This is a genomic window from Geobacillus sp. LEMMY01, assembly GCF_002042905.1.
Classification (GTDB): Bacteria; Bacillota; Bacilli; order Bacillales; family Anoxybacillaceae; genus Geobacillus; species Geobacillus proteiniphilus.
Genome location: NZ_MVKA01000009.1, coordinates 43700 through 68865 on the forward strand (window position 1 = coordinate 43700; position 25166 = coordinate 68865).

The 25166-nt window shown below is 52.2% G+C and carries 24 protein-coding genes and 4 pseudogenes; 6 read left to right on the forward strand and 22 right to left on the reverse strand.

What is annotated here, in order from left to right; translation table 11 throughout:
- Positions 1-19: 19 nt before the first annotated feature.
- Positions 20-418, reverse strand: a pseudogene (locus B1A75_RS06265) (family 4 glycosyl hydrolase); the annotation flags it as partial.
- 124 nt (positions 419-542) lie between these two features.
- Here B1A75_RS06265 and B1A75_RS06270 point away from each other — a divergent pair.
- Positions 543-1310 (forward strand): MurR/RpiR family transcriptional regulator, encoded by a 768-nt coding sequence (locus tag B1A75_RS06270; RefSeq protein ID WP_074043818.1) that lies wholly within the window; start codon positions 543-545, stop codon positions 1308-1310.
- Between the two features lie 336 nt (positions 1311-1646).
- Here the strand turns inward: B1A75_RS06270 and B1A75_RS06275 are convergent, their stop codons facing one another.
- The 4 genes from B1A75_RS06275 to B1A75_RS06290 all read right to left on the reverse strand — a co-directional run bounded on the left by B1A75_RS06275 (position 1647) and on the right by B1A75_RS06290 (position 6603).
- Complete coding sequence (locus B1A75_RS06275; protein ID WP_074043819.1) at positions 1647-3008, reverse strand: FAD-binding oxidoreductase; 1362 nt, start codon at positions 3006-3008, stop codon at positions 1647-1649.
- Between the two features lie 46 nt (positions 3009-3054).
- Positions 3055-4032, reverse strand: coding sequence for an alpha-ketoacid dehydrogenase subunit beta (locus B1A75_RS06280; protein WP_074043820.1), 978 nt, complete (start codon positions 4030-4032; stop codon positions 3055-3057).
- Positions 4033-5112: a pyruvate dehydrogenase (acetyl-transferring) E1 component subunit alpha gene (gene pdhA, locus B1A75_RS06285; RefSeq protein ID WP_074043837.1), complete on the reverse strand. Its 1080-nt coding sequence runs from the start codon at positions 5110-5112 to the stop codon at positions 4033-4035.
- Positions 5113-5295: 183 nt separating this feature from the next.
- Entirely contained in the window at positions 5296-6603 is a 1308-nt protein-coding gene (locus tag B1A75_RS06290) for a dihydrolipoamide acetyltransferase family protein (RefSeq protein ID WP_079935937.1), read from the reverse strand.
- 659 nt (positions 6604-7262) lie between these two features.
- On the opposite strand from B1A75_RS06290, the gene gloA2 reads away from it, so the two are divergent.
- Both gloA2 and B1A75_RS06300 read left to right on the forward strand, forming a co-directional pair.
- Positions 7263-7649: an SMU1112c/YaeR family gloxylase I-like metalloprotein gene (gene gloA2 / locus B1A75_RS06295; protein WP_074043822.1), complete on the forward strand. Its 387-nt coding sequence runs from the start codon at positions 7263-7265 to the stop codon at positions 7647-7649.
- A gap of 91 nt (positions 7650-7740) precedes the next feature.
- Entirely contained in the window at positions 7741-8727 is a 987-nt protein-coding gene (locus B1A75_RS06300; RefSeq protein ID WP_074043823.1) for a Gfo/Idh/MocA family protein, read from the forward strand.
- 97 nt (positions 8728-8824) lie between these two features.
- On the opposite strand, the gene B1A75_RS06305 is transcribed toward B1A75_RS06300, so the two are convergent.
- The 5 genes from B1A75_RS06305 to B1A75_RS06325 all read right to left on the reverse strand — a co-directional run bounded on the left by B1A75_RS06305 (position 8825) and on the right by B1A75_RS06325 (position 11825).
- Positions 8825-9262, reverse strand: a complete 438-nt coding sequence (locus B1A75_RS06305) for a DUF4275 family protein (RefSeq protein WP_074043824.1) — start codon at positions 9260-9262, stop codon at positions 8825-8827.
- 110 nt (positions 9263-9372) lie between these two features.
- Positions 9373-9792 carry an arsenate reductase (thioredoxin) gene (gene arsC / locus B1A75_RS06310; protein WP_074043825.1) on the reverse strand — a complete coding sequence of 140 codons (420 nt, stop codon included), beginning with the start codon at positions 9790-9792 and terminating at the stop codon, positions 9373-9375.
- Positions 9793-9807: 15 nt separating this feature from the next.
- On the reverse strand, positions 9808-10875 hold the full coding sequence (gene arsB, locus B1A75_RS06315) for an ACR3 family arsenite efflux transporter (RefSeq protein WP_176202386.1): 1068 nt from the start codon (positions 10873-10875) through the stop codon (positions 9808-9810).
- A gap of 21 nt (positions 10876-10896) precedes the next feature.
- A complete protein-coding gene (locus tag B1A75_RS06320; RefSeq protein WP_074043827.1) occupies positions 10897-11244 on the reverse strand; it encodes an ArsR/SmtB family transcription factor in 348 nt (115 codons plus the stop codon).
- Positions 11245-11441: 197 nt separating this feature from the next.
- A complete protein-coding gene (locus B1A75_RS06325) occupies positions 11442-11825 on the reverse strand; it encodes a DUF1360 domain-containing protein (protein WP_074043828.1) in 384 nt (127 codons plus the stop codon).
- Between the two features lie 220 nt (positions 11826-12045).
- Between B1A75_RS06325 and B1A75_RS20745 the strand changes: the two are divergent.
- Positions 12046-12274: pseudogene (locus tag B1A75_RS20745) on the forward strand (DUF4277 domain-containing protein); the annotation flags it as partial.
- A gap of 291 nt (positions 12275-12565) precedes the next feature.
- Here the strand turns inward: B1A75_RS20745 and rbsB are convergent.
- Genes rbsB through B1A75_RS06360 form a run of 6 tightly spaced genes read right to left on the reverse strand, consistent with a single transcriptional unit; the run spans position 12566 to position 18279 of the window.
- The gene (gene rbsB, locus B1A75_RS06335; RefSeq protein ID WP_074043829.1) at positions 12566-13501 is read right to left on the reverse strand and encodes a ribose ABC transporter substrate-binding protein RbsB; all 936 of its coding nucleotides are present in this window, start codon (positions 13499-13501) and stop codon (positions 12566-12568) included.
- Positions 13502-13533: 32 nt separating this feature from the next.
- On the reverse strand, positions 13534-14478 hold the full coding sequence (gene rbsC / locus B1A75_RS06340) for a ribose ABC transporter permease (protein WP_074043830.1): 945 nt from the start codon (positions 14476-14478) through the stop codon (positions 13534-13536).
- Positions 14475-15968 carry a sugar ABC transporter ATP-binding protein gene (locus B1A75_RS06345; protein WP_074043831.1) on the reverse strand — a complete coding sequence of 498 codons (1494 nt, stop codon included), beginning with the start codon at positions 15966-15968 and terminating at the stop codon, positions 14475-14477. Before B1A75_RS06345 ends, rbsC begins: the two co-directional genes overlap by 4 nt.
- 33 nt (positions 15969-16001) lie before the next feature.
- Positions 16002-16400: a D-ribose pyranase gene (rbsD, locus tag B1A75_RS06350; RefSeq protein ID WP_079935938.1), complete on the reverse strand. Its 399-nt coding sequence runs from the start codon at positions 16398-16400 to the stop codon at positions 16002-16004.
- Complete coding sequence (rbsK, locus tag B1A75_RS06355; RefSeq protein WP_074043833.1) at positions 16400-17293, reverse strand: ribokinase; 894 nt, start codon at positions 17291-17293, stop codon at positions 16400-16402. Before rbsK ends, rbsD begins: the two co-directional genes overlap by 1 nt.
- Positions 17290-18279, reverse strand: coding sequence for a LacI family DNA-binding transcriptional regulator (locus B1A75_RS06360; protein ID WP_079935939.1), 990 nt, complete (start codon positions 18277-18279; stop codon positions 17290-17292). Before B1A75_RS06360 ends, rbsK begins: the two co-directional genes overlap by 4 nt.
- A 290-nt stretch (positions 18280-18569) precedes the next feature.
- Between B1A75_RS06360 and B1A75_RS20750 the strand changes: the two genes are divergently transcribed.
- Positions 18570-18794 carry a hypothetical protein gene (locus tag B1A75_RS20750; RefSeq protein WP_167367376.1) on the forward strand — a complete coding sequence of 75 codons (225 nt, stop codon included), beginning with the start codon at positions 18570-18572 and terminating at the stop codon, positions 18792-18794.
- A gap of 18 nt (positions 18795-18812) precedes the next feature.
- Here B1A75_RS20750 and B1A75_RS20205 read toward each other — a convergent pair whose 3' ends face one another.
- Together B1A75_RS20205 and B1A75_RS06365 are read right to left on the reverse strand one after the other, a co-directional pair.
- A complete protein-coding gene (locus tag B1A75_RS20205; RefSeq protein ID WP_013146530.1) occupies positions 18813-18929 on the reverse strand; it encodes a DUF3789 domain-containing protein in 117 nt (38 codons plus the stop codon).
- An 86-nt stretch (positions 18930-19015) separates the two neighbouring features.
- Entirely contained in the window at positions 19016-19468 is a 453-nt protein-coding gene (locus B1A75_RS06365; protein WP_079935940.1) for a VanZ family protein, read from the reverse strand.
- A 517-nt stretch (positions 19469-19985) separates the two neighbouring features.
- Here B1A75_RS06365 and B1A75_RS19270 point away from each other — a divergent pair.
- Positions 19986-20708 (forward strand): PIN domain-containing protein, encoded by a 723-nt coding sequence (locus B1A75_RS19270; RefSeq protein WP_139761712.1) that lies wholly within the window; start codon positions 19986-19988, stop codon positions 20706-20708.
- A 187-nt stretch (positions 20709-20895) separates the two neighbouring features.
- Here B1A75_RS19270 and B1A75_RS06375 read toward each other — a convergent pair whose 3' ends face one another.
- The 4 genes and pseudogenes from B1A75_RS06375 to B1A75_RS06395 all read right to left on the reverse strand — a co-directional run.
- Positions 20896-22080 carry a M20 family metallopeptidase gene (locus B1A75_RS06375; RefSeq protein WP_079935941.1) on the reverse strand — a complete coding sequence of 395 codons (1185 nt, stop codon included), beginning with the start codon at positions 22078-22080 and terminating at the stop codon, positions 20896-20898.
- 33 nt (positions 22081-22113) lie between these two features.
- The gene (locus B1A75_RS06380) at positions 22114-23343 is read right to left on the reverse strand and encodes a hydantoinase/carbamoylase family amidase (RefSeq protein WP_079935942.1); all 1230 of its coding nucleotides are present in this window, start codon (positions 23341-23343) and stop codon (positions 22114-22116) included.
- Positions 23344-23455: 112 nt separating this feature from the next.
- Positions 23456-24642 (reverse strand): annotated as a pseudogene (locus tag B1A75_RS06385) (IS701 family transposase).
- Between the two features lie 339 nt (positions 24643-24981).
- A pseudogene (locus B1A75_RS06395) lies at positions 24982-25166 on the reverse strand (IS1634 family transposase); the annotation flags it as partial.

Consider the following 25166-nt stretch of genomic DNA (forward strand, 5'->3'; position numbering starts at 1 on the left):
GGCAAAATCCTGCCGAAAAGGCTGGTGAAAAAATGACCGGAATCGTCCGCAATCCCTTAAACAATCCGCCCGGGCCGTTTGTCTCCTGGCCGATCACCCCGTACTTGAGCGGAATGCGCTCGTCTTTCGCCCGCGCCTCAAGACCTCCGACGCGAAACTGCGTCGTGACAAAGTCAGCCCCGTCAAGCGCCCGGCGGCGATCCAAAGTCAAATGAATCTCGATCGGCACGCCAGCTTTTTCAACCATCCGTTTGGCAAGTGCGCCGACGATTTCAAGTTTTTCTTTGCCTTCCGGAATATCGACAAGCCACAATTCCCCGACCGGCAATTCATGATAACGCTTGATCAACCCTTCGACCAATTCCGGCGTGTAGCTCGATCCGCCGCCGATCGTCGCCATTTTCAATCGTTTATCCATATTCCTCTTCCCCTTTCGCCCTGTTGGGCATGGTATAATCAATGTAGGAATCAACCAGTGGGCTTGAAAGCGCCATCCTTTCCCAGCCATCGCACGTTCCGTCCCATGAAAGCGAGGTGTCCCGATGTTCACTCCCGAACAAATCGCCCAGTTTTCCGAGCTCGATTACGCCATTTACGACTACGTGATGAAACACCCGCATGAAGTCGCGTACATGCGCATCCGCGAGCTCGCCGAAGCCGTCCATGTCTCGTCGCCGACTGTGCTCCGTTTTTGCAAAAAGGTCGGATGCGAAGGGTTCAGCGAATTTAAGACAAAATGGAAGCTGTATTTGCGCGAGACAAAGCGAACGTCAATCATCAACAGTCAAGAGGCGCTTAAAGAATTTTTCGAGCGGACGCTGACCGCCGATTACGAGCGGACCATTCTGGAGGCGGCAGCCGCGATCGCCCAAGCGGAGCACGTCATTTTCGTCGGATCGGGCAGCTCGGGCATTTTGGCCGAATACGGCTCCCGCTATTTTTCCGCCTTTCAAAAGTTTTCCGTCTACATCAAGGACCCATTTTTTCCTATTTACGGACATTATTTCCACAACTGCGCTGTCATCGCCTTGTCGGTGTCTGGAGAGACGTCATATACGCTCGCCCAAGTGCACCGACTCAAGGAAAACGGCAGTACGATCATCAGCATCACCAACCGGAAACATTGCACACTCGCGAACATCTCGGACTACAACTTGACATACTACACCACGCCGGAGCGGATCGGACAGACGGATGTCACAACCCAGCTCCCGGTCATCTACTTGCTCGAACGGTTAGCGAAAGAAATGTATCGGCTGCTGGGACGGAAGACGGAAACGATCGGAAAGGACAGCAGCCCAACCGTTTGAGCCCAGCTCCGCTGATCGCGGCAACGCCATCGCCTTGTTGTTGGCCCCATCTACTATTACTAAACCGCGCCTGATGGCAAAAGTAAAGGGGATGGCGCCCTGTTGTAACAAAAGGAAAACGAAAAACAACTTTTTCTATGTTGTAACGCTATGTTACAAGGACGAGAACGGGCTGTGCATACAAGGTTTAGCGGACAATGCGTTTGTTTTTTTTAAACTCAGCCTTGACACTTTTGTGTTGTTTGAGGCGCGCTTAGCGGATTTCTCCTTTGCACCGCCCGCCGATCAAAAGAAAAATCCCCGCCAACAGGCAGGGATGCAGAGCGTCCGCTATGATCAAAAAATTTTCCCCGGATTGAGAATGCCGTTCGGGTCAAACAGCTGTTTCAACCGTTTCATCCAAAGCACGGCGTCTCCTTTTTCTTCACGCAAAAACGCCCGTTTGCCAATGCCGATGCCGTGCTCTCCCGTGCACGTGCCGCCGCGCGATAAGGCATAGCGGACGATATGGGCGTGCACGCGTTCGATCCGCGCCATCTCATCCGCATCGTTCGGGTCAAAGGCAAGCACCGTATGGTAATTGCCGTCGCCGACATGGCCGAAAATCGCGGCGGTCATATTCTGCTCGTCAACGAGCCGACGTGTATCGGCGATCGCCCCCGGCAGCTCGGACAGCGGCACGCACACATCTGTTGAGAGCATCGCCTTGCCTGGATAGGCGGCTTGAATGGCGAACGCCGCATGGTGGCGCGCTTCCCAAAGCTTCGCGCGGGCGAGCGAGTCGGTCTCGACCACAAACGAAACCGCCCCCTCCGCTTCGCACAATTCGTTGACAAGCTTTGTTCCGTCCTCGACGCTTGATGGGCTGCCGCTCAGTTCGATAAACAACGTCGGTTTCACCGGATAATCGGTTTTTTTGTACGCATTGACCGCCGCGATCGTCGCCTCGTCAACGAGCTCGATTTTCCCCGGACCGACGCCGGCTTTCAGCACGGCAAACGCCGCTTGCGCTGCCGCCTCGAGCGATGGGAAGCACGCTTTGATAGCGTTTGTCGCCTCCGGAATGCCATGCAGGCGGACAATAAGGCGGGTGAACACGCCAAGCGTCCCTTCCGACCCGACGAACAAGCCTGTCAAATCATAGCCGGCCGACGATTTCACCGCCAAGCTGCCCGTTTGAATGACCGAACCGTCAGCGAGCACCACCTCAAGGCCAAGCACTTGATCGCGCATGACGCCGTATTTCACGCAGTTCGTGCCGCTCGCGTTCGTCGCCGCCATGCCGCCGATCGTCGCGTCCGCCCCCGGATCGACCGGGAAAAACAACCCATATCGCTTAAGCGCCTCATTCAGTTGCAGCCGCGTTACTCCCGGCTCGACGATGGCGAGAAAATCGTCCGGGCGAATGTCGATGATGTTGTTCATCAACGTCAAATCCAAGCTGATGCCGCCCGCAACCGGGATGACATGCCCTTCCAAGCTCGTGCCGGCGCCAAACGGCGTAACAGGAATGCGGTGCTCGTTGGCAAACGCCATCACCCAGCTCACTTCCTCTGCCGTCTTCGGAAAGACAACGACATCAGGCGCATGCGGCGCATGGTAGGCGATGCCTTTGCTGTGGTGTTCGAGCACCGTTTCATTGACGCTCACCCGCTCGCGGTCGCCGATCAATTCAAGCAGTGATTCGTATACGCTCATCGTTCTCCCCCTTATCGATGGGATCAGCGGACGTACCGCCCATCGGCTAATAACGCAGCAACGTGTGAATCCCTTCCGCAATACGCTCGGCGTTCGGCAGCCAATCATCTTCCACCGACGGCACCGGATACGGCGTGTCGTAGCCGGCGATGCGCACGATCGGGGCCGAGAGAGCGAATAGCGCCCGCTCGCTGATCAAGGCCGCCACTTCGGCGCCAAATCCCCCCGTTTTCACCGCCTCGTGAACGATCATCACCCGCCCTGTTTTTTCCACCGAGGCAATGATCGTGTCGATATCAAGCGGCTGCAGGCAGCGAAGGTCGATCACCTCCGCATTGACCCCTTTCGTTTGCATCTCGGCGGCAAGTTTGGCGACAAGCGGCACCGTCGGCCCCCACGTGAGGATCGTCACATCGTCTCCTTCTTTGACGACCCGCGCTTGGCCGAGCGGAATCGTGTACGGTTCTTCCGGCACCTCCATGCGAAACGCCCGATACAGCTTCATCGGCTCCAAAAACAAAACCGGGTCTTCATCGCGAATGGCGGAAATCAATAGCCCTTTCGCATCGTAAGGATTGGACGGCATGACCACTTTTAAGCCCGGGGAATGGGTAAACAGCGCCTCGAGCGCATCCGAATGCAATTCGGGCGTCCGCACCCCGCCGCCGTACGGGCTGCGCACAACGATCGGGCACGAAAACCGTCCGGCGGAGCGGAAGCGGATGCGTGCCGCCTGGGCCGCAAGCTGGTCCATCGCCTGGTACACAAACCCGAGAAACTGAATTTCGGCAATCGGCCGCATTCCGTTGATCGCCAAACCGATTGACGTGCCGATAATGCCCGATTCCGCAAGCGGCGTATCAAACACACGCTGGTCGCCAAATTGCTCAAGCAGCCCGTCCGTCGCCCGGAAGACGCCGCCGTTTTCGCCGACATCTTCGCCAAGCACGATGATGCGCGAATCGCGCTCCATCTCCTGGCGCATCGCTTCATTGATCGCTTCAATCATCGTCAGCTCGGCCATTTATCTCACCCCGCTCCGTTGTTTGCGCCGCATCACTTCTTCTTTTTGCTCGGCAAGCAATTTTGGCGCCTCGCTGTACACGTAATCGAATACATCGACAATCGAACCGGACTTGCTGGCGATGGCCGCCTCGTACGCCGCCGTCACTTCGTCATTCACTTGGGCGACAAGCGCTTCTTCTTGCGCTTCCGTCCATAATCCGCGCCGTTCCAAAAGCACTCGCAGACGGTGAAGCGGATCTTTCGTCCGCCATGTTTCAACCTCTTCCGGCCGGCGGTATTTCGTCGGGTCGTCCGCCGTCGTGTGCGGCCCAAGCCGATAGGTGAGCGCCTCGATCAACATGGGACCCTCGCCGCCGCGGGCGGCTTCAACCGCTTGTTTCATCGTTTCATAAACCGCCAGCACGTCGTTGCCGTCAACGAGCACTCCTTTCATCCCGTAAGCGAGCGCTTTTTGCGCGATCGTCCGGCTTGCCGTCTGTTTCCGGTACGGGACGCTAATGGCGTACTGGTTGTTTTGGCAGAAAAAGATGACCGGCACGTTGTACACCGCGGCAAAATTCATCGCTTCATGAAAATCGCCCTCTGACGTCGCGCCATCGCCGAAATAAGCAACCGATACTTGCGATTCGCCTTTCAATTTCGACGCCCACGCGCAGCCGACCGCATGAAGCGTCTGCGCCGCGATAATGATTTGCGTTGGGAAAATGTTCAATCCTTCCGGCATCCGCTTTCCCGACAGGCGGCCCTGCACATAATGGAAAAACTGCTCAAGCGGCATGCCATGCATCAAGCAGACCGCCACTTCGCGGTAGCTCGGGAAAATCCAGTCGTCTTTTCGAAGCGCAAGGGCGCTTCCGATTTGCGCCGCCTCTTGACCGCTAAACGGGGCATACGTCCCGATCCGCCCTTGCCGCTGCATGCGAAGCAGCCGCTCATCAATGACGCGCGCCCGCCGCATTTCCCGGTAGGCACGAAGCAGCCACTCATCGGAAAACGCCGCTAACTTCTCCTCATCGCCGTTTCCGTTTTCATCGAGAATTTGCACGATCTCGACCTGCAGTTCGTTTGGATCCAACATGCGATCCCCTCCCATCGTTTCGTGATCGAGCATGATCTTCGTTCGTTCCTTGCCGGCGCAAGAAAAACGAGGAAAGTGATGAACAGCAGCGATTGCTTCAACAAAATGTGTCCTTACATTTCAGATGGAATTTCTCAAGTTGCGTCACCGACCTTCAAAAGATATCGAACACCTCGGCGCCGCCTACCGCACGTCCAACAACAGCACTTCCGGATTCTCCAAATAGTGCGCCACCGTCCGCATAAACCGCCCGGCCGGCTCTCCGTCAATGACGCGGTGGTCAAACGTAAGCGACATTCCCATCATGTCGCGAATGACGATTTCATCATCCACAACGACCGGACGCCGTTTGATGGCATGCACCCCTAAAATGGCCACTTCCGGATAGTTGATGATCGGCGTCGCAAACCAGCCCCCGCCCGCCCCGGTGCTCGTGATCGTAAACGTGCTTCCTTGCAGCTCCTCAAGGCGAAGCGCCTGGCGGTGCGCTTTTTCTGACAGTTCGGCGATTTCGATGGCGAGCTCGCGGATCGATTTTTGATCGGCGTCACGGATGACGGGGACGACGAGCCCAGCTTTCGTCGCCGTCGCGATGCCGATGTGATAGCGCTTTTTCAGCACGATTTCATTCGTCTCTTCATCGAGCGAAGCGTTAAACATCGGATATTGCTTCAGCGCCCTTGTCACCGCCTTGATGACAAACGGCAAATACGTCAGCTTGATGCGTTCTTCCGCCAACTGACTGGCAAGGTGCTTGCGGATTTCCACAAGCTTCGTGACGTCCACCTCGTCCATGCCGGTCACATGCGGCGCCGTGTACATCGATTTCACCATTTTTTCGGCGATTTTTTTGCGCAAGCCTCGAAGCGGGATTCGCTCTTCTTCTTCAAACACCGCGTCCAAACTCGCGATGGACGTCCATGCGGCTATACTCTCCTGCCGTCCTCCGGCCGCACTCGCGCTGCCGGTCGGCAGAACGCCGGCTTCGTTCGCTTCCCTTCTTGCCACCTCCGCCACCGCCGCAGCTGCTTCCCGTTCTCTGACATACCGCTCCAAGTCGGCGAGCGTCACCCGGCCGCCTTCGCCCGTTCCTTCCACTTCATCGATCGGAACGCCCATTTCCCGCGCCCGCTTGCGCACAGACGGCGCGGCAATCGCCCGCTTGCGCGCAGGACGAAGGAATTCTCCACGCAGGGCAGGCACAGGCTCCCGAGCCGAACCGTCGGCCGACGCTGCTTCGGCCGTGACCGCCGCCTCAGTTTCCACGACAATCAACGGCTCCCCAACCTTCACCGTCGCCCCTTCCGGCCCGGCAAGCGCCACCACTTTCCCCGCCACTGGCGTCGTCATTTCGACCATCGCCTTATCCGTTTGAATTTCGGCAATCGGCTGATCGGCCTTGACCACATCCCCTTCGCGAATGAGCCAGCGGATGATTTCCGCTTCATGCAGCCCTTCGCCGATGTCTGGCAATTTAAATTCGTAGATCATGCGATATCCCCTTCCCCTTGTTCTCATGTTGTGATTGGAAACAAAAACAATGGTGCGGCATCGATGGTGTGGCAATCATGAGGCAGTATAACGGTTAAGCGCTTACAAAAAACGTGGTAAGAACTCATTTTTTCTGCCAAAATATCAAATGAATATTTTAAATTTTCTAACCTACAAGGTTTATGATAGTATATAGATGTTCAAGCTGTCAATATAAGGAGAGCGGACATTTTTCGCCTGCTTCGACAATCATCGACAGCCGTTTCCATTATCGCAAAATAATAACTCCCGGTTCGATTCGCCCCAAACATCGAAAGCTGGCGGAAAACGATACCGGTTTCATCGGTGGGGAGGCCGCTTTTTGACGACATCCCAGAGGGCTGGTGAAAAACGACCGATTTCGCCGAACCCGTTGCTTTCGGCTGAAAGAGAAGCGTTGATTTTACAGGACTTCTCAATTTGAGAAGAGAGTCCGTTTTCCGCGACTTTTCACTAAATCACCAGCCTTCTAGAAGGCCGATGAAAAATGGCTGTCACGCGCAAATCAGCGGCATTTTTTCAAAAAAGAAGTTGGTTCTACAAGGTTTCCCTAATTGGAGAACGGACCAGTTCAACGGTATTTTGCAATACATCACCCGTCTTATAGAGGAGGAATCGACATGCGTCTCACCACGATTCACCATATCGCCATTATTTGCTCGGACTATGAGCGGTCAAAACGATTTTATACGGAAATTCTCGGATTTCGCCCCATCCGGGAGCAATACCGCGCCGAGCGCCGCTCGTACAAACTCGATTTAGAAGCCGATGGCGGCATTCAGATTGAGTTATTCTCCTTCGAAAACCCGCCAAAGCGCCCAAGCTACCCGGAAGCGTGCGGACTGCGCCATCTTGCTTTGGCGGTGGACAACCTCGATGAAGCCATTGCCTACTTGCGCCAACATGGCATTGATACCGAACCCGTCCGTGTTGACGAAGCGACCGGAAAACGGTTCACCTTCTTCCAAGATCCGGACCGGTTGCCAATCGAACTATATGAAATATAATGGGAAAGGCGCATCGGCTAAAGATCAATGCAAAGCCTCGTCGGTTGATTATGGTACAATGATGGTCGATGACATCAAAGGGGGAATCAACATGGTCCGATTTGCTACAATCGGAACGAACTGGATTACAGAAGCCTTTATCGAAGCCGCGCGTCTCATTGACTCATTTGAGCTCGCCGCCGTCTACTCGCGGACGGAGGAAACAGCAAAGCGGTTTGCCGACAAAGTCGGGGCTCCGCGGACGTTCACCGACTTGCAAAAGCTGGCCGAAAGCGATGACATTGATGCCGTCTATATCGCCAGCCCGAACGCATTTCACGCCGAACAGGCAATTTGGCTCATGAATCACGGCAAACACGTCTTGTGTGAAAAACCGTTCGCCTCGAACGCCAAAGAAGCAAAGGCGATGATCGAAGCGGCCGAGCGAAACGGCGTCGTGTTGATGGAAGCGATGAAGTCAACGCTCATGCCGAACTTTGCGTCCATCCGCGAGCACTTGCCGAAACTCGGCCGCATCCGCCGCTACGTGGCGAACTATTGCCAATACTCGTCGCGCTATGACGCTTATAAACAAGGAACGGTGCTTAACGCCTTCAACCCCGCTTTCTCGAACGGGGCGCTGATGGACCTTGGCGTCTACTCCCTGTATCCAATGGTCGTCTTATTTGGCAAGCCGGAAAACCTCAAAGCGCATAGCGTCAAGCTCGAATCAGGGGTGGACGGCGAAGGCTCGATCGTGCTTCATTACGGGGACATGGACGCGGTCGTCTTTTATTCGAAAATCACGAACTCGCACTTGCCTTCGGAAATTCAAGGGGAAGACGGAAGCATGATCATCGACGCCATCCATACGCCAGCGAAAGTCGAAATCCGCTACCGCGACGGGCGCATCGAGGACATCACCGTCCCGCAAGATAAACCGCCGATGTATTACGAGGCGGAAGAGTTTATCCGTTTGATCGAAAGCGGGGAACGGGAGTCTGCCATCAACTCGCACCGCCATTCGCTTTGGACGATCGAAATCATGGACGAAGCGCGCCGACAAACTGGGATCGTGTTCCCGGCCGATCAGCGGTAAGGAAAAAGGTTCCAACCTAGTCTGCAATGAGGCTCGGTTGGAACTCTTTTTCTTTCTGTCTCATTGGATTTCCTTGGCTTCCGATAAGCCATGGCTGTTACCTTCTGCTAAAATACGGACCAAGCCATCCGCTTTCATGCGTGACGACAAACGTCCAGTTGAACCCACTGTCAACCACGTAGAGATCCATCCTGCCGTTTCCCGCGGCCAAGTCGGCAGCTTTCAAGCTAGAAGCATCCTCCACTTTGAACCCATCATCATGATGTTGAAAGAAAAGATAGCAGCACGTTTTCTCTTCGCGATCAAACGCCATTTCCGCTTCTTCTCCTGTGAAACAGCCTCTCATCCCATAGCTGAACACGTGCCATAAGTAGCCGTTGCCCCCATTGCAATTATGAAAGTGGATGCTCCGTTTTTCTTCGACGGTCAAATGGCCGGCAAATACTTCTTCCCACCGTTGCCTCCATTTCGCTCCGACGCCAGATTGTTTACTGATTTTGATATTTCGGCGCACTAGCTTATGAAAGAAATCCATTCAGTTCTCCCCTCAAGTAATGGAATAAAATCCTTCGCTTCCCATCCGCCTCGCACTCTATGCACGGCAGTCTTCCCCGCTCGCCCTGTTCCCATGCACCGGCGCTGTCTCTATTCTCCCGTCTCGGCAAACCGGCGGATGCGCGCGCCAATTTCATCGCGGACGCGGCGGAACACGGCGAGTTTCTCCTCTTCCGTCCCTTCCGCTTTCGCCGGATCGTCGAATCCCCAATGGACGCGCTTCACATGCATTGGTACGACCGGGCAATGGTCAGCCGCATGGCCGCACAGCGTCACGACCAAATCGGCGCAATTCAATATATCCGGATCAATGACGTCAGACGTTTGGTTCGAAATATCGATGCCGACTTCCTTCATCACCTTCACCGCGTTCGGATTGAGGCCATGCGCTTCAATCCCAGCGCTGTACACCTCCCATTCGTCACCAAGAAGTTGTTTCGCCCAGCCTTCCGCCATTTGACTGCGGCATGAGTTTCCGGTGCATAAGAAATAAATGATTTTTTTCTTCATCGTTGATTCCCACCTTTACTTTGATGTTGGAGCAGCAGAGGAAAAATACTTTCGCTGAAACGCCAATGCTACGTTGACAAGCGCCAGCATCACCGGCACTTCAATCAGCGGGCCGATGACCGCCGCAAACGCCGCGCCCGAATGAATGCCAAACACCCCAACCGCCACAGCAATGGCCAGCTCAAAGTTATTGCTCCCCGCCGTAAACGCCAGCGTCGTCGACACCGGGTAGCCAGCCCCTAACTTTTTCGCCAAAAAGAATGAAACAAAAAACATCACAACAAAATAAAGCAGCAACGGAATGGCAATGCGCACAACATCGAGCGGCAAGCTGACGATCATATCGCCTTTGAGCGAAAACATCACCACGATCGTAAACAAGAGCGCAACGAGCGTCAGCGGGCTGATTTTCGGCACAAACACCGTGTCATACCATTGCCGCCCTTTCGCTTTGACAAGCACAAACCTTGTCGCCATGCCGGCGAGAAACGGGATGCCTAAGTAAATAAACACCGATTTCGCCACTTCCGCCATCGTGATCTCGACAACGGCTCCCTCAAGCCCGATCCATCCAGGAATGACCGTCACAAATACGTACGCATACAGCGAGAAAAACAGCACTTGAAAGAGCGAGTTGAAAGCGACAAGCCCTGCCGCATATTCCGCATCCCCTCGCGCCAAGTCGTTCCAGACGATGACCATGGCGATGCAGCGGGCGAGACCGATTAAAATCAAGCCGATCATATACTCCGGCTTGTCAGGCAAAAAGATGACCGCCAACAAAAACATGAGAATGGGGCCGATCACCCAGTTTTGCACGAGAGACAAAACGAGCACTTTCACATCTTTGAACACGCGCCCCATCTCTTCGTAGCGCACTTTCGCCAGCGGCGGATACATCATCAAAATCAAACCGATCGCAATTGGAATCGACGTCGTGCCGACTTGCAGACGATTCAATCCATCCACCAGCCCCGGAGCCCAAATCCCGATTCCAATCCCGGCCGCCATCGCGAGAAAAATCCATACCGTCAAAAAGCGATCTAAAAACGACAACCGCTTCGGTTCGCAACAATCCACCATCATTCACCTCGTCATTCCACATCAGCACCCGCAGCGGACCGCGGGATTCGCTTTTTCGATTTTGCGGATGTTTTCATCTTGATCCGGAACGTACGACAACACCGCTTGCAACAATGAGTAGTATTCGCTTTGCGGCCGGAGCGAATAATACACCCATTGCCCTCGCCGCTCCTCTTGGATCAGCCCAGCATCTTTCAACTTGCGAAGATGCTGGCTGATCGCCGGCTGGCTGGTCGAAAACACTTCAAGCAGCTCGCACACGCAGCACTCCCGCTGATTCAAAATCGCCAAAATCGTCAGCCGCGTCGGATCGCCGAGCAGCTTCAACACCCGAGCGGCCGCTCCTATCTCCATTGCGAGTTGCGGCATATCACCCCTCCGTTCATCATCATATAATGATTTGCTTATATAAAAACGAACATCCATCATGAAACGGCCACGCCGACCAATGAAATGGTTTCCGTCAATCAGTATATAATTAAATGCTTATATAAGTCAACCATGATGTATCGACAAAAGCAAGAAAAGCGGGCGTGCCGCATTTTTCCGCCGCACGCCCGCAAATGTCAGTCCATCCGCTTTTTCGCCGCCGACAACAGATCGATCGCCTTCGTCCCCACCCCGACAAACGTCTCCAAAATCGCCTGCGCCCCGGCGATTGAAAAGACAAAAATAAACGGCATGGCGATCTTCGGGATGAATAAATACCCAAGCGCGAGAAAAACCGCGCTCCACACCCCCGCGCACCAGTAACAGTTCAACAAATAGCCGAATTTCGATTTCGGCACTTTCTTGATTTCCGTACTCCCGTCCTCGTGTTGGATTTTCTCTTTTTTCATGAACGGATTGCGAATAAATTCCGTGATTTTATCAAAGACGATCAAGTGGGTGAACCGATAGCTGGCTAAAATGATCATGATGTACGTCATCCAGTCAAGTTCGCGAAGCATGGCGGGTCCCTCTTTCTCATTTTTTCCCTAATGTAAATGAAAAAACATTCACTTTACGACTTCCTCTTGTCGGACAAGCGTTCATCACGTTATGCTATGAGTAGTTTTATCTGGCGGGGGAAATTTTATCTCACATTTCACACCCTCTCGACAAAAATCGGGAGGATTTTTTCGTTCCGATGTCGAATCAATTCTTGATACACAAGGAAAGCAAAGGAATTTGCACACCACGGATGTTCGAATTCGGACGATTAATGAAAGCTCCTATTTGAATATCCATAAGCACCATCTTCAAAGATCTTGACCTTCTCCAGCTGATGGACCGTCTGATTCCGGTTGATCCTCAATGCCAAACCCAAGCCAGCGATGTGGTGGGGCTGCTCATCTTGGATATCTTAAGCGGCCGGCAAGCGCTGGTTCATCGAAAACGGTGGGCACATGACATCGATTGGCTCAAGCACGTCTAACAGGATAAAGAACGACTAGCGATGGTAAAAAAAGGATTGCCATCACTAGTCGTGTTGGTCAAAAAATTATTCCGAAAAACTAAATGAAAAATCCTTTGTTTTGACCCTGTTAAGGTGCGAAATGTGAGGTATAATATTGACAGGCTGCTCATTGAACGATGTATCTAATTTTATAAATGTCCTCTAGCACATCATCAATTGATTGAATATTAAAATACCCATGGTGTTAGTTGAGCGTCAGAGCTCAACTAACACCACGGATAAAATTCCATATTATTGCCCTTGAACCAACTCGAGCGGAACGGGGATAAATTTATCCACTTTCTCCCCTTTGTGAACGCGAATGGCGGCTTCCACAGCCTTTTCGCCAATTAATGCCGGTTTTTGCGCGACCGTCGCCGCCATTTTGCCTTCTTTCACGGCTTTGACTGCGTCATCTGTCGCATCGAATCCGACCACAAGGACGTTGTTCATTCCATGCGCTTGCAAGGCCTCCAACGCCCCTAAGGCCATTTCGTCATTATGGGCAAAGACCGCTTGAATGTCTTTATGGCTTTGCAAAATGTTTTCCATGACTGATAACCCTTTGGCCCGGTCAAAATCTGCCGCTTGTTTGGCCACAACTTTCATATTGGCTGCTTTGTCAATCACTTGGTGAAATCCTTCTCCACGTTCACGAGCCGCCGAGGAACCAGGAATCCCTTCCAATTCCACAATGTTTCCACCGTTTTTCAAGTGGTCGACAATAAATTGTGCCGCCATTTTCCCACCGGCCACATTGTCAGAAGCGATATGGGTGACCACTTTCCCGCCGTCCGCGCTACGGTCGACGGTAATCACTGGAATGTTGGCGCTGTTCGCCGATTCAATCGCAGAAGTCACGGCGCTCGAGTCCGTCGGGTTGACCAAAAGCACATCGACCTTTTGCTGGATCAAGTCTTCAATATCGTTAATTTGTTTCGCCGAATCATTTTGGGCATCGACCACAATCAATTCTGCCCCTTCGTCCTTGGCGGCTTTTTCAGCCCCTTCTTTTAATGTGACAAAGAACGGGTTGTTCAAAGTGGAAATGGACAAACCGATTTTGACTTCTCCGTCATGTTTCGTTTTCCCTTTGTCGCTCGATGCGTTGTTCTGGTCGAGCGAACATCCACCCAACACGCCTCCCGCAAGCAACAATGCCGCCAATAACCCCACTGCTTTTCTCATTTTGATTCCCCCTTGTTTTTTGATAAAATCTATCATGCTTCTTTGCGGCGGTCTAACAGCACCGCAAGAAGAATGACCGCTCCTTTGATTACTTGCTGATAAAACGACGACACATTGAGCAAATTCAATCCATTGTTCAATACACCGATAATCAAGGCGCCGACTAACGTGCCGAAAATCCAGCCTCTTCCTCCTGACAAACTGGTGCCGCCTAAGACAACGGCCGCAATGGCATCCAACTCGTACGCCGTTCCCGCTGTCGGCTGCGCGGAATTCAAACGGGAAGTTAAAATGAGCCCCGCCAAAGCAGATAACGTCCCTGTTAGTGCATACACATATATTTTGAGTCGATCAACGCGAAGTCCCGATAGACGGCTCGCTTCTTCGTTCCCCCCAACCGCGTACGTATGGCGGCCAAATGTAGTCTTTTTCAATACCACATACAAAGCGATATAGACCATGAGCATCAATATAATAGGTACGGGAATGCCGAAGAAATAACCGCGCCCCATCATCTGAAACATGATGTCATCAGACGCAAACCCTGTAATCGGGCGACCGTCCGTGTAAACGAGAGTCAAGCCGCGAAACGCCGTCATGGTCGCCAGCGTGGCAATAAAAGGAGCCACTTTTCCTTTAGTGATGATCACCCCATTCAACACTCCCATTACCATACCCGCTAATAGGCCCACCAGTATAGCGACAAAACCATTAATTCCTTGCGCCATCATTCCTGCTGTGATAGCGCTTGATAACGCCAACACCGAACCGACGGATAAATCAATGCCTCCCGTTAAAATGACAAACGTCATGCCAAAGGCGATGAGCGCGTTAATCGATACTTGCCGCAGGAGATTGAGCCAGTTGTCCATCGTCAAAAAGTCATCGCTCAATATGGAAAGCACGATGCATAGCAGAAACAATCCGATGAGAGGCCCTAGTTTTTTCACATCCCATTTTCGCTTTGCTTCCATCATCGATTCCCCCCTGTCGCCGCCCGCATGATGGTTTCTTGATCCAGGCCGTCGTTTTCCAAGATCGCTTGCACTTTCCCTTCATGGACGACCATGACGCGGTCGCTCATGCCCAATACTTCCGGCAGTTCAGAAGAGATCATAATGATCGCGACGCCTTGGGCGGCCAATTCATTGATCACTTCATAAATCTCTTTCTTTGCCCCGACATCCACGCCGCGAGTCGGTTCATCCAAAATGAGAATGCGCGGGTTCATCGCCAGCCATTTGCCGAATACGACTTTTTGTTGATTCCCGCCGCTCAATGCTTTCACGGGTAAATCTGGGGAAGAGGCTTTAATATTCAACAGGTGGATCAATGACAACACCACGTCCCATTCTTTCGATGACTGGATGAATCCCGCTGTTGCTAATTGTTCCAACTTCGGCAAGGTCAAATTCTCATGGACGCTCATCTCGAGGACGAGTCCTTTTTGCTTTCGGTCTTCGGTAATCATGGCGATGCCATGTTCTACGGCTTGTCGCGGAGAACGGATGCGCACAGGGCGCCCGTCGATATAGATGTCTCCTTCATCGAATGGTCTGGCGCCGAAAATCGCTTCCATGATCTCGGTTCGCCCCGATCCCATCAGTCCCGCCACACCAAGCACTTCACCGGCTCGCACGGAAAACGATACATTCTCAAACAACCCTTTTTTCGTGAGCCGCTCTACGCGCAGCCGTTCTTCTCCGATCGTGACGCGCCGTTTTGGAAAACGTTCCCCAATTTGCCTGCCGACCATCATTTGAACAATTTCATCGAAGTTCGTTTCCTTTACTCGTTTCGTTCCGATAAACTGGCCATCGCGGAGAACCGAAATCCGGTCGCAAATGGTAAAAATCTCTTCCATCCGATGAGAAATGTACACGATCGCGACGCCTTGCTGCGTCAATGTGCGAATGACAGAAAATAAAGCCTGAATTTCCCGTTCCGTCAGCGCCGCTGTCGGTTCATCCATAATAAGGCACTTCGCATTCGTCGAAATGGCCCTGGCAATTTCGATCATTTGCTGTTTTCCGACAGACAACCGACCGGCGAGTTCTCGTGGGTCAAGGTCCATCCCTAATCTCCGCAAATAGGAAGCGGCCTGTTGCTCCATTTCTTTATAACGAATGACACCCGTTCTCCCGATTTTCGGCTCGCGGCCAAGAAAAATGTTTTCGGCCACCGTCAATGTTGGAATGACATTCAACTCTTGATGAATCACGACAATCCCGTCGCGTTCCGCCTCTTTCGGATGACGGTAATGCACTTCGCGCCCGTTGACAACAATCGTTCCCCCATCCCGCTCATAAATGCCGGTCAACACCTTGATGAGCGTCGATTTCCCCGCTCCGTTCTCTCCCATCAACGCATGCACTTCTCCAGGAAGCACTTCAAAATCAACGCCATTCAGAACGATATTGCCGCCAAACGATTTTTGAATCGACCGCATTTCAATCAAGGGCCTCATCGTTTCTGCCCTCCTTTTCCTTCAGAAATCTTTCTATGAAAAGTTCACACCGGAACGCAGAATGATATTGGCATAGGGAGTTGCCTCCCCCGTTCGAATCACTGCTTTCGCCTGCTTCGTCATCACTTTGAATTGTTCGTGGGGAACAAACTGCACAGGCACACCACCCATTCTTGCCCTGATGCTTTCGTATAGATCCGGATTCTGGTCTTTGATCTCCTCGGCTAGTACGATTGCTTCAATTTCCAATTCATCAACAACCGCATCCAATACGGATAAAAAGGGCGGAAACCCTTTGACGAGAGACAAGTCGATGCGCGCATTTTCATTCGGAATCGGCAGCCCGCAATCGGCAATCACGATCGTATCGGTGTGCCCGAGCGAGGCAAGCAGCGTGTTCAATTCTTTATTCAAAATCCCGCGTTTTTTCATCACTGACTCTCCTTCTGTTTGGACAAAAATGACTCGACCTCTTGCCGCCGCGGCATCCCGGCCTGCGCCCCTAGTTTCGTCACCGACAAGGCCGCCGCCGCATTGGCAAACCGACACGCTTCATCAAGCGGCTTCCCTTCCGCCAGCGCCACGGCAAGCGCACCGTTAAACGTATCGCCCGCGCCCGTCGTATCCACGACTGGAACTTGGAAACTTGGAATGAGCCGTTCTTGTCCGTCTTGCCAAATGCGCACCCCTTTTGCCCCTTCGGTGACAATCAGCTTATCGGCAAACGCTTCTTCGTCCATCTTGTCAAACAAAATAGTCCGTTCATGTTCATTGGGCGTCAAGAAACTCGCCTGCTCGAGCACCGACGGCGGCAGCGGCTGGGCTGGAGCTGGGTTGACGATGACGCGCACGCCATGGCGATGAGCGATCGAAACCGCCCGTTCCACAACGGAAAGCGGAATCTCGAGCTGCAATAAGCAAACATCGCTTTCGGCGATCACGGATTCACATGAATCGAGATCTTCCGGCGTAAGCGCATAATTCGCCCCAGGAACGACAATGATCCGGTTGTCCCGCTCAGAAATCGTAATGGAAGCAATGCCTGTATGTTCATGTGTAACCGGTTTCACATGATCGACGGAAATACCTTCGTATCGCAGCAAACGGACGAGCTCCTTGCCGAACGAGTCATCGCCAACAGCGCCAATCATCCGAACGTTGGCGCCGAGGCGGGCGGCGGCCACCGCCTGGTTCGCCCCTTTGCCGCCGGGAGTGGTGAGAAACTGTTCGCCTAAAATCGTCTCTCCTTGATTGGGAAAGCGCACCGCCACAGTGACTAAGTCCATGTTGATGCTGCCGATCACCGTAATGGTTGGTTTGTTCATGTCGTTTTCCTCCTTGATGTCGACTGTCGCACCATCAGTTGAACCGGAAGTTGATAATGGAGCTTCTCAAGCGGCTTCCCCTCAATTTGTTTAATTAAAATTCTTGCCGCCATGGCCCCCATTTCGTAAATAGGCTGAGACACGGTCGATAGTTCGGGTGTTGTCATTTCCGTCAGCGGGATGCCGTCGTAGCCAATAATGGCAATATCATCCGGAACCCGCAGCCCGCATTGCTGAACCGCTTTCAAAGCACCGACCGCCATCGCATCGTTGCCGGCAAAAATGCCGTCGATCTCCTGCTCAGCCAACGCGGCCATCACCGCTTCTTTCGCCTGCTTCAACTGGTAATTCCCTTGAATGACGAGCTGCCGATCTCCCAGCCCTAACGCCCTCATTTCATCTTGATAGCCGCGGAAACGCTCCATGGCGTTCACCACGTGGTTGGGCCCTTGAATATGGGCAATCCGCCGGCAGCCCACTTCATACAAATGTCGCGTCGCTAAACGAGCTCCCTCGTAATTATCCGCGACCACCGACGGATAACGTTCATGCAGCGGACGGTCGAGCACGACAATCGGAACATCCCATTCCTCAACTTCTTCCGGCGCTAACTGATTCGTGGTCAAAATGACGCCGTCCACATATTTTTGCTTTAACACTTCGATGTATTCTCGTTCTTTTTCTACTTTCTCATCCGAATTGCATAGAATGACCGTATAGTCATAAATATTCATCACATCTTCCACCGCGCGAACGAGCTCGGGAAAGAACGGGTTCGTAATATCCGGGACAATCAATCCGACGGTTTTGGATGTTTTTTTGAACAAAGCTCTCGCCACTTCATTCGGTTTATAATTGAGCTCTTTCATCGCCTGTCTAACCCGTCTTTCCGTTTCCTCATTAACATATCCATTTTGATTTAACACCCGCGAAACGGTGGCGACGGAGACACCTGCACGCTTTGCCACATCACGAATCGTTGCCATGTTCGATTCCTTCTTTTATGTCTATGTGTAACCGGTTACACATAGTATATCCTATTTTTTGTGCGCCATCAAGCTATTTTTTGCGCTGATCCTCATGTTATACGCTCTTTTCCATGTGAGCCGTGTTGTGATTTCCCAAGAACATGGTTATAATAAGAATAGAAAAGCATACGATACAAAACAGGACATTGGCAACCGCCAATGCCCTGACCAACACGCACGGTTGCTGCAAGAAGTGCAGTCGCCCAGAAACAGGCAGAAGTAACCCACCCTCACCTAGGCCGAGCAGGGTGGGTTACTTTTCTTTTGATACCGCAATGACTGCTACGACCAGCGACGCAAACGAAATCATTAGCGACAACGCCTCCGCAACAGTCATCATCCAGCAGCCCCCCCTTTCATCAAGGGAGTTGCCACTGCCCACCCTGCATCAAACCGTGCATCTTTATTCGATCATTTTTGTTCCTAGCAACCAATATGTCTTGGAAAATTTAGGACGTTCGGTCATTGCCTAACGTCCCTCTGCAAGCTTCTCACTTTTCCCTCCACCGTTCGCTCGCTTCATCCGCCCGTTTCGCGGCCACCATCATGCTCATGATGACGAGCATCACGAACGAGCCGACAAACATTCCCGCGATAAACGCGACCATGACTCTCTCTCCCTTTTCTCGCAAACTTGTTATTTGCCATTCTTTCCTTTTACATCTAAGCCGATACATCGGGAGAGCTTATTCTATTATACGCCGCGTTTGACCGCACGATGCTTTGTCCTTAACCAATGGCGGCAAACAAAGACGATCAAAAGCGCAATCAGCGCCCCGCACGAATCAATCGCCACGTCTTTTGGCGTCGCCGTTCGCCCCGGTTCAAACGATTGGTGCCACTCGTCGGTTGCCGCATACACCGTCGCAAACAGCCAAGCGCCCGCATACGCAAACCGCTTGGGCGACAGCGCCCGCCATACAAGCGCGGCCAAAATGCCAAACTCCGTCAAATGCGCCGCTTTGCGAATCAAAAAGTTCAAAAATGACGGCCCCTCTTCATCCCCGCCGCCAAACGACAAGTACGATAAAATCATCTGCAGCACATGCGCCGTATTCGCCCCAGTGAACCAGGAAGACTCGCTGAACGTGTAAATGACGACACACCAGAGAATGACGGGGAGCCAGCGGGAAAGGAAATCTCTCATCGTTTCACCTGCCAACACCTTTTTACCAACAAAACAAGGTACCTAAACAACAAACGAAAGTAGACACCTTGTTCGCTAAACCCTTTACCATCATAACAGGGATGGTGATATTTTTCCATTTTCTTTTTTGAAAGCTGCTTCACCATTGTTTTAAAATCGTTCGCTCACAGGCTGGAAAGAAGACTTCTTTTCCGTTCCCCCCTTTTCTTTCACCCATTCCCCTTTTAAGGGAGATTCTCTCCCTGTTTATGTTTTCATGAACAAGGGTATAGTAGTAAAAGAAAAATCTGTACATTTTTTCTGGCCAGCATTATAATTTTTAGAAAGGAGAATCAATGAGGTGATCAATATGCCCTCCGCTTTGGAAACGAAAATGAGGGTGACACTGTCTTGCACGGAACAGGCCAACAAACCGGATAAGGATCTTTCATTTGCCGAATTACGGAAAAAAATAGCCAAACCTTCTCCCTTTGGCAAAAAATTAGTGGACATCTACAAACAAGGACGGTAGCCGATTATGTCGTTTGTGATGACATATGAAGATGCCATAGATGAACATTTTGGACAAGCGTCTATATACATCGATGCTTGTTTTATTTTGGCCTATATGGACTCCGATGATCCAAGGGGAGATAAGGTATGTGAAATCCTTCAAAAATGGCATAACGAAGGTGTAACGAAATTAGGGATAAGTACACATGTATTTGGGGAAGTGGTACATAACTTATTCATTCAAGAAATTCTATTACCATTAGAAATCTACCATAAAAATCAATCCAATTTACGTTCAAAGTCTCGCCAAAATCATCACCTTGGAGAATTAGAAGAAAGCGTATCCTTCCTATATAACGTTTGGAAAAAACATATTCCAAAATTCTACAAGAAGAACGTTTCTATTAATATTTCAGAATTAATCAAATTAGTGAAGATGAATTATCCCTCACAAAGAAACAAGTTGCAAATCTTCTACAACAGTTCCATTGATCGATATAATGAATTTTTATCTGCCATAAGGCAACATTTCCGCATCGAATTCCTAACAACAGATGCCAACATTCAAGATTTAGCCTTGGCTCAAATGCGGCTCCTTCAGCTCGAAGCCTATGATGCCTTGCACTACGCCATTGCAACATACCATCATTATGACTACTTCGCTACGCTTGACGGCGATTTTGTCCACGCTCTTTACAACCAAGACCTCGACCTAGCACCGATCACAAAAATTGTCAAAATCGCCTAGCCTTGTCGTCTTGATCGAATCGAAGCCCAAAACAAACATTAAGGAAGGCAAAGAGTCCCCATGCTCTCTTTATTTCCTTTATCCACTCATGTGAGCTACACCAAGTTCAACCATGTGAATTAGCGACAGAGAAAGAGCATGCAATATATCGATCCGCCTTTATGATGTACAAAAAAGCGGAAGCATCCTACTCTGCTTCCGCCAACAGTTTCAACGTCGCCGCGACAAACATTTGCACGCCAATCTCAAGCGCGTCTTCGTCAATCGTAAAGCGCGGGTGGTGGTGCGGGTAAACGATGCCTTTTTCTACATTGCCCGCGCCGACGTAGAAAAAGCTGCCGGGCGCTTTTTGCAAAAAGGCGGAGAAATCTTCGCCGCCCATGTTCGGTTTCAAGCGGGCCACTGCCTCTTCGCCGAACAGCTCGCACGCCGTTTCCTCCATGACGCGGGTCACTTCATCGTAGTTGATGACCGGGCGGTAGCCGTAGTCAAATCGAAACTCATACGAGGCGCCGTGCGCTTCGGTGATCCCTTTGACAATGCGCTCCATCCATTGCGGCACCGTGCGCCGCAGCGTCTCATCGAACGTGCGCACTGTCCCTTGGATTTCGACCTCCCCAGGCAGGACATTATGCGCCGTACCCGCCACAAATTGCGTCACGGACAGAACAAGCGGCTCGAGCGGGTCGACATAGCGCGAGACAATGTGCTGCAAGTTCGTCACGACTTGCGCTCCGATGGCGATCGCATCGATCGTTTGGTGCGGCATCGCCCCGTGGCCGCCTTTGCCGATGATGCGGATGAAAAAGCGGTCGGGTGACGCCATCATCGGTCCATACACAATGCCGATTTTTCCGCGCTCGAGCGGCGACCAAAGGTGAGTGCCGATGACGACGTCCACCCCGTCCATGACACCAGCTTGCACCATCTCCTCCGCCCCGCCGGGGAACAATTCTTCCGCGTGTTGGAACAAAAAGCGGATTTCACCGCGAATGTCATCGCGCAGCTGGGAGAAAATTTTCGCCGTCCCGAGAAGCATCGCCGTATGGCCGTCATGTCCGCACGCATGCATCACGCCTGGGTTTTTTGAGGCAAACTCAAACGTGTTTTCCTCTTGAATCGGCAATGCGTCCATATCAGCGCGAATGGCGACGACCCGGCCTGGCTGTTGGCCAATGAGCCGCGCCATGACGCTCGTTTTCGTCGGCCGCGAAAGTTCAAGATGACCGAATGATTGCAGCGTCTCATAGACAAACTGCGCTGTTTTCTCTTCTTGGAACGACAATTCCGGATGGGCATGCAAATGACGGCGCCAGGCGATGACGTCCGTTTTCACTCCATCGACGAGTCGTTTGATTTCTTCACTTGTCATCCATGGTCTCCCCCTGTTCGTTTGTCTTTTTCGTTATTCCCCTTGGGCCAGTTGCCACACTGTATGATAAAGCACCTCTGCTCCAGCGGCGCAGTCTTCTTTAGTACTCCATTCCGCCGGACTATGACTCACTCCGTCTTGGGAGCGGACAAAAATCATCCCGATTGGGCAAATCGGAGCCAACTGTACGCTGTCATGGGCTGCGCCGCTCGGCAGCCAAAACGACGGGTAGCCAAGCTTTTGGCACGCCGCCTCCGCCGCGCGCTTCACCTCATCGGAACATAGCACCGGCGGCATTTCTTGCAGCCGCTCGGTCGTGACGCGGACGTTCCGCTCCTTGGCGATCGTCTCTGCCCGCACGGCTATGGCTTTCCATACTTGATCGCGCACCTCAGCCTTCAAGTCGCGCAAATCGAGCACAAATTCGACCCGTTCCGGAATGACATTAATACCGCCCGGATATACATGCAACTGTCCTACAGTACCGACCGTTGTCCCTGTTCGTCTTGCTTCCTCTTCGATCACTATGATGATCTGGGCGGCCGCCGCCATCGGGTCGCGCCGCAATGACATCGGCGTGGCGCCGGCATGTTCCGCCTTTCCTTCGATGGTAAATTTCACCCAAATCAGACCGGCGATGCCAGTGACGATGCCAACTGGAAGTCCTGTCTCCTCAAGCACCCGTCCTTGTTCGATATGCAATTCGACATAGGCTTTCACCGTTCCTGGTTTTCGCGCTGCCTGCGGCAAGCGGTCCGGGTCAAGCCCCGCCTGTTTCATCGCTTCAGCGAGGGAAATCCCTTCCGCGTCGCGGCACTCGAGCGCTTCCGGCGGCAGTGTTCCGGCCATGGCGCGGCTGCCGATCATGCCGAAACGAAAGCGCGCTCCCTCTTCGTCAGTGAACGCCACTACTTCAATTGGGTGGTGCGTCACAACACCGTGCTCGTTCATCGTCTGAACGACTTCCACGCCGGCCAACACCCCGAGCGGTCCATCAAAGCAGCCGCCGTTGTAAACCGAATCGAGATGAGATCCAACAAGGACGACCGTGGCATCCGGATTCGTCCCTTCTTTCCGTCCGATCAAGTTGCCAGCCGCGTCTTCATATACGAAAAGCCCGGCTTCGCGCATGTAGGAAGCGACGAGATCTTTGGCCCGCCGCTCTTCAGCAGTGAACGAGAGGCGCGTGACGCCGCCGCTTGGTTGCTTGCCGACCTCCCCTAGTTCCATGAGCCGTTGCCAAAGTCTTTCCCCTCGAACCAACCAATTTTCCCCTCTTCCCTATACGTTATTTACAAATCAGCTGCAGTCATGTTTAGATGAGCATTTTTTATTACGATAATTTCCATGAACAAAGCGACAAACAGAGTACCCCTTAGGCGACATGGAGCTGTTTTTTCACAACATCAATGGGGATATCTTGTTTAGCCGCGTCGTAAATAAACTCAATCAGGCTGTGTCCTTTCCGAATCCGAAGAAGGTCCAAGCCGGCGGAAATGTCTTGATGGGATTCCGCTATGCTGTACACGCAAGCCAACAAAACGGTCACCCAATACCGCTTCACCGCCCGAACGTGGCGAACCCGATACCCATCGAGCTTCAGCTGATCTTTCGCCTGCCGGAAAAAGCATTCAATCGACCAACGCTGGGCATAGTAACGCAGGATGTCTTCGTCGTCGAGCTCCCGGTCGGTGCTCAAGACGCAATGAAGATGTTCGACCGTCATCGGAGATCAGCCTTCCAAGTAAGCAGCACCACCGCATCATCGAGACCGCCTGGCGCTCCCTCGTAACGATACACGCGATAACGCTCCTGACCCACCGTGACGAGGCGGGTGTCGTGCGGTTCGAGATAGCGGGCAAACTGTTTCGCTTGGACGGCGATGCCTTTCGGGTAGAGAATCCGGTTCGTCTTGAGCATCGCGATGACGTGGAATCCCTTTTTCAAGCAGGCTTCGATGAGCTCCTTGGACGGGTGCCATGAATCCATGAGCACAGACACCGACAGATCCGGCTTCACCTTGAGCGAGGAAAGCATCTCGATCGCCAGGCCGCCTTTGCTTGTTCCCGCCGCCTTGTCATAAAGACGAAACGCGAACGGGAACGCCTGAGTCATGGTGTGCACCATCAGCCAAACGAGCGAATGCCCCCAGACGGATTGATGATCTTTGTGCGAGTCATGCCCATCACACCCTTGAATGGCGTGCGCAGCCCGTGACGAAGGCTTTGTTTTTTGGCAAATCGTATCATCAATGGACACAAACAGGGGATGCTTTTCCCGTTTGGCCAGGCGTTCGATCCGGCGAAGGATCCACTCTTGAAGCTTGTCAAGCAGCCTTTCCTCATTCCACGGGCTTTTCGTGAAAAAATGGCTAAGCGTCGTTCGATGGTTGGGATGAAAACTCCAGTGGTGGAGATCGGTCAATGTTCCTGAAAATCCTTTGGTGGTCAAGGCATCCACGATATGAACGAGATGCTTCATGACCGGTTTCGAGAAAGAAAGCGCCAATCCCAACGCCATGAAAAACTTGTGGATTCCTTGATGATGTGCTAATCTATTCATGAGACATGAACCTCCTTGTATGAATGGTTTGTTGGCACATCTATTCTAACCAAGGAGTCCGGTTCATGTCTCCTTTTTTGTTTGGTTGTCAATTTATGTTAGTGAATTTGCTCATCTACAGTAAAAAAGAAGACATGAACCCGATTTCTTGGTTAAGAGATGTGTTCAAAACCAATCAAACGAAGAAAGTTCATGTCTCATGAATATATAACTCACATTTCGCACCCTAACAGGGTTGAAAGAAAGGATTTTTTATTTCGTTTTTCAGAATAACTTTCTGACCAACACAACGAGCGATGGCAATCCTTTTTTTACCATCGCTGGTCGTTCCGTATCACGTTACACGTAGATGCTCTCATCCATGCCCAATCCCTGCAGAATCCTTCGCTGATCAGGGGTGAGGGAGCGATCCAGTGAGCGTTGGATGCGCCCATCCGGCAGCTTGAACAGGACGACGTTCACATAGTGAAACAGCTGAAAAATCGCCTGTCCCGTCGGCCGGGTCAGCTTGCGGMCTCCAGGAC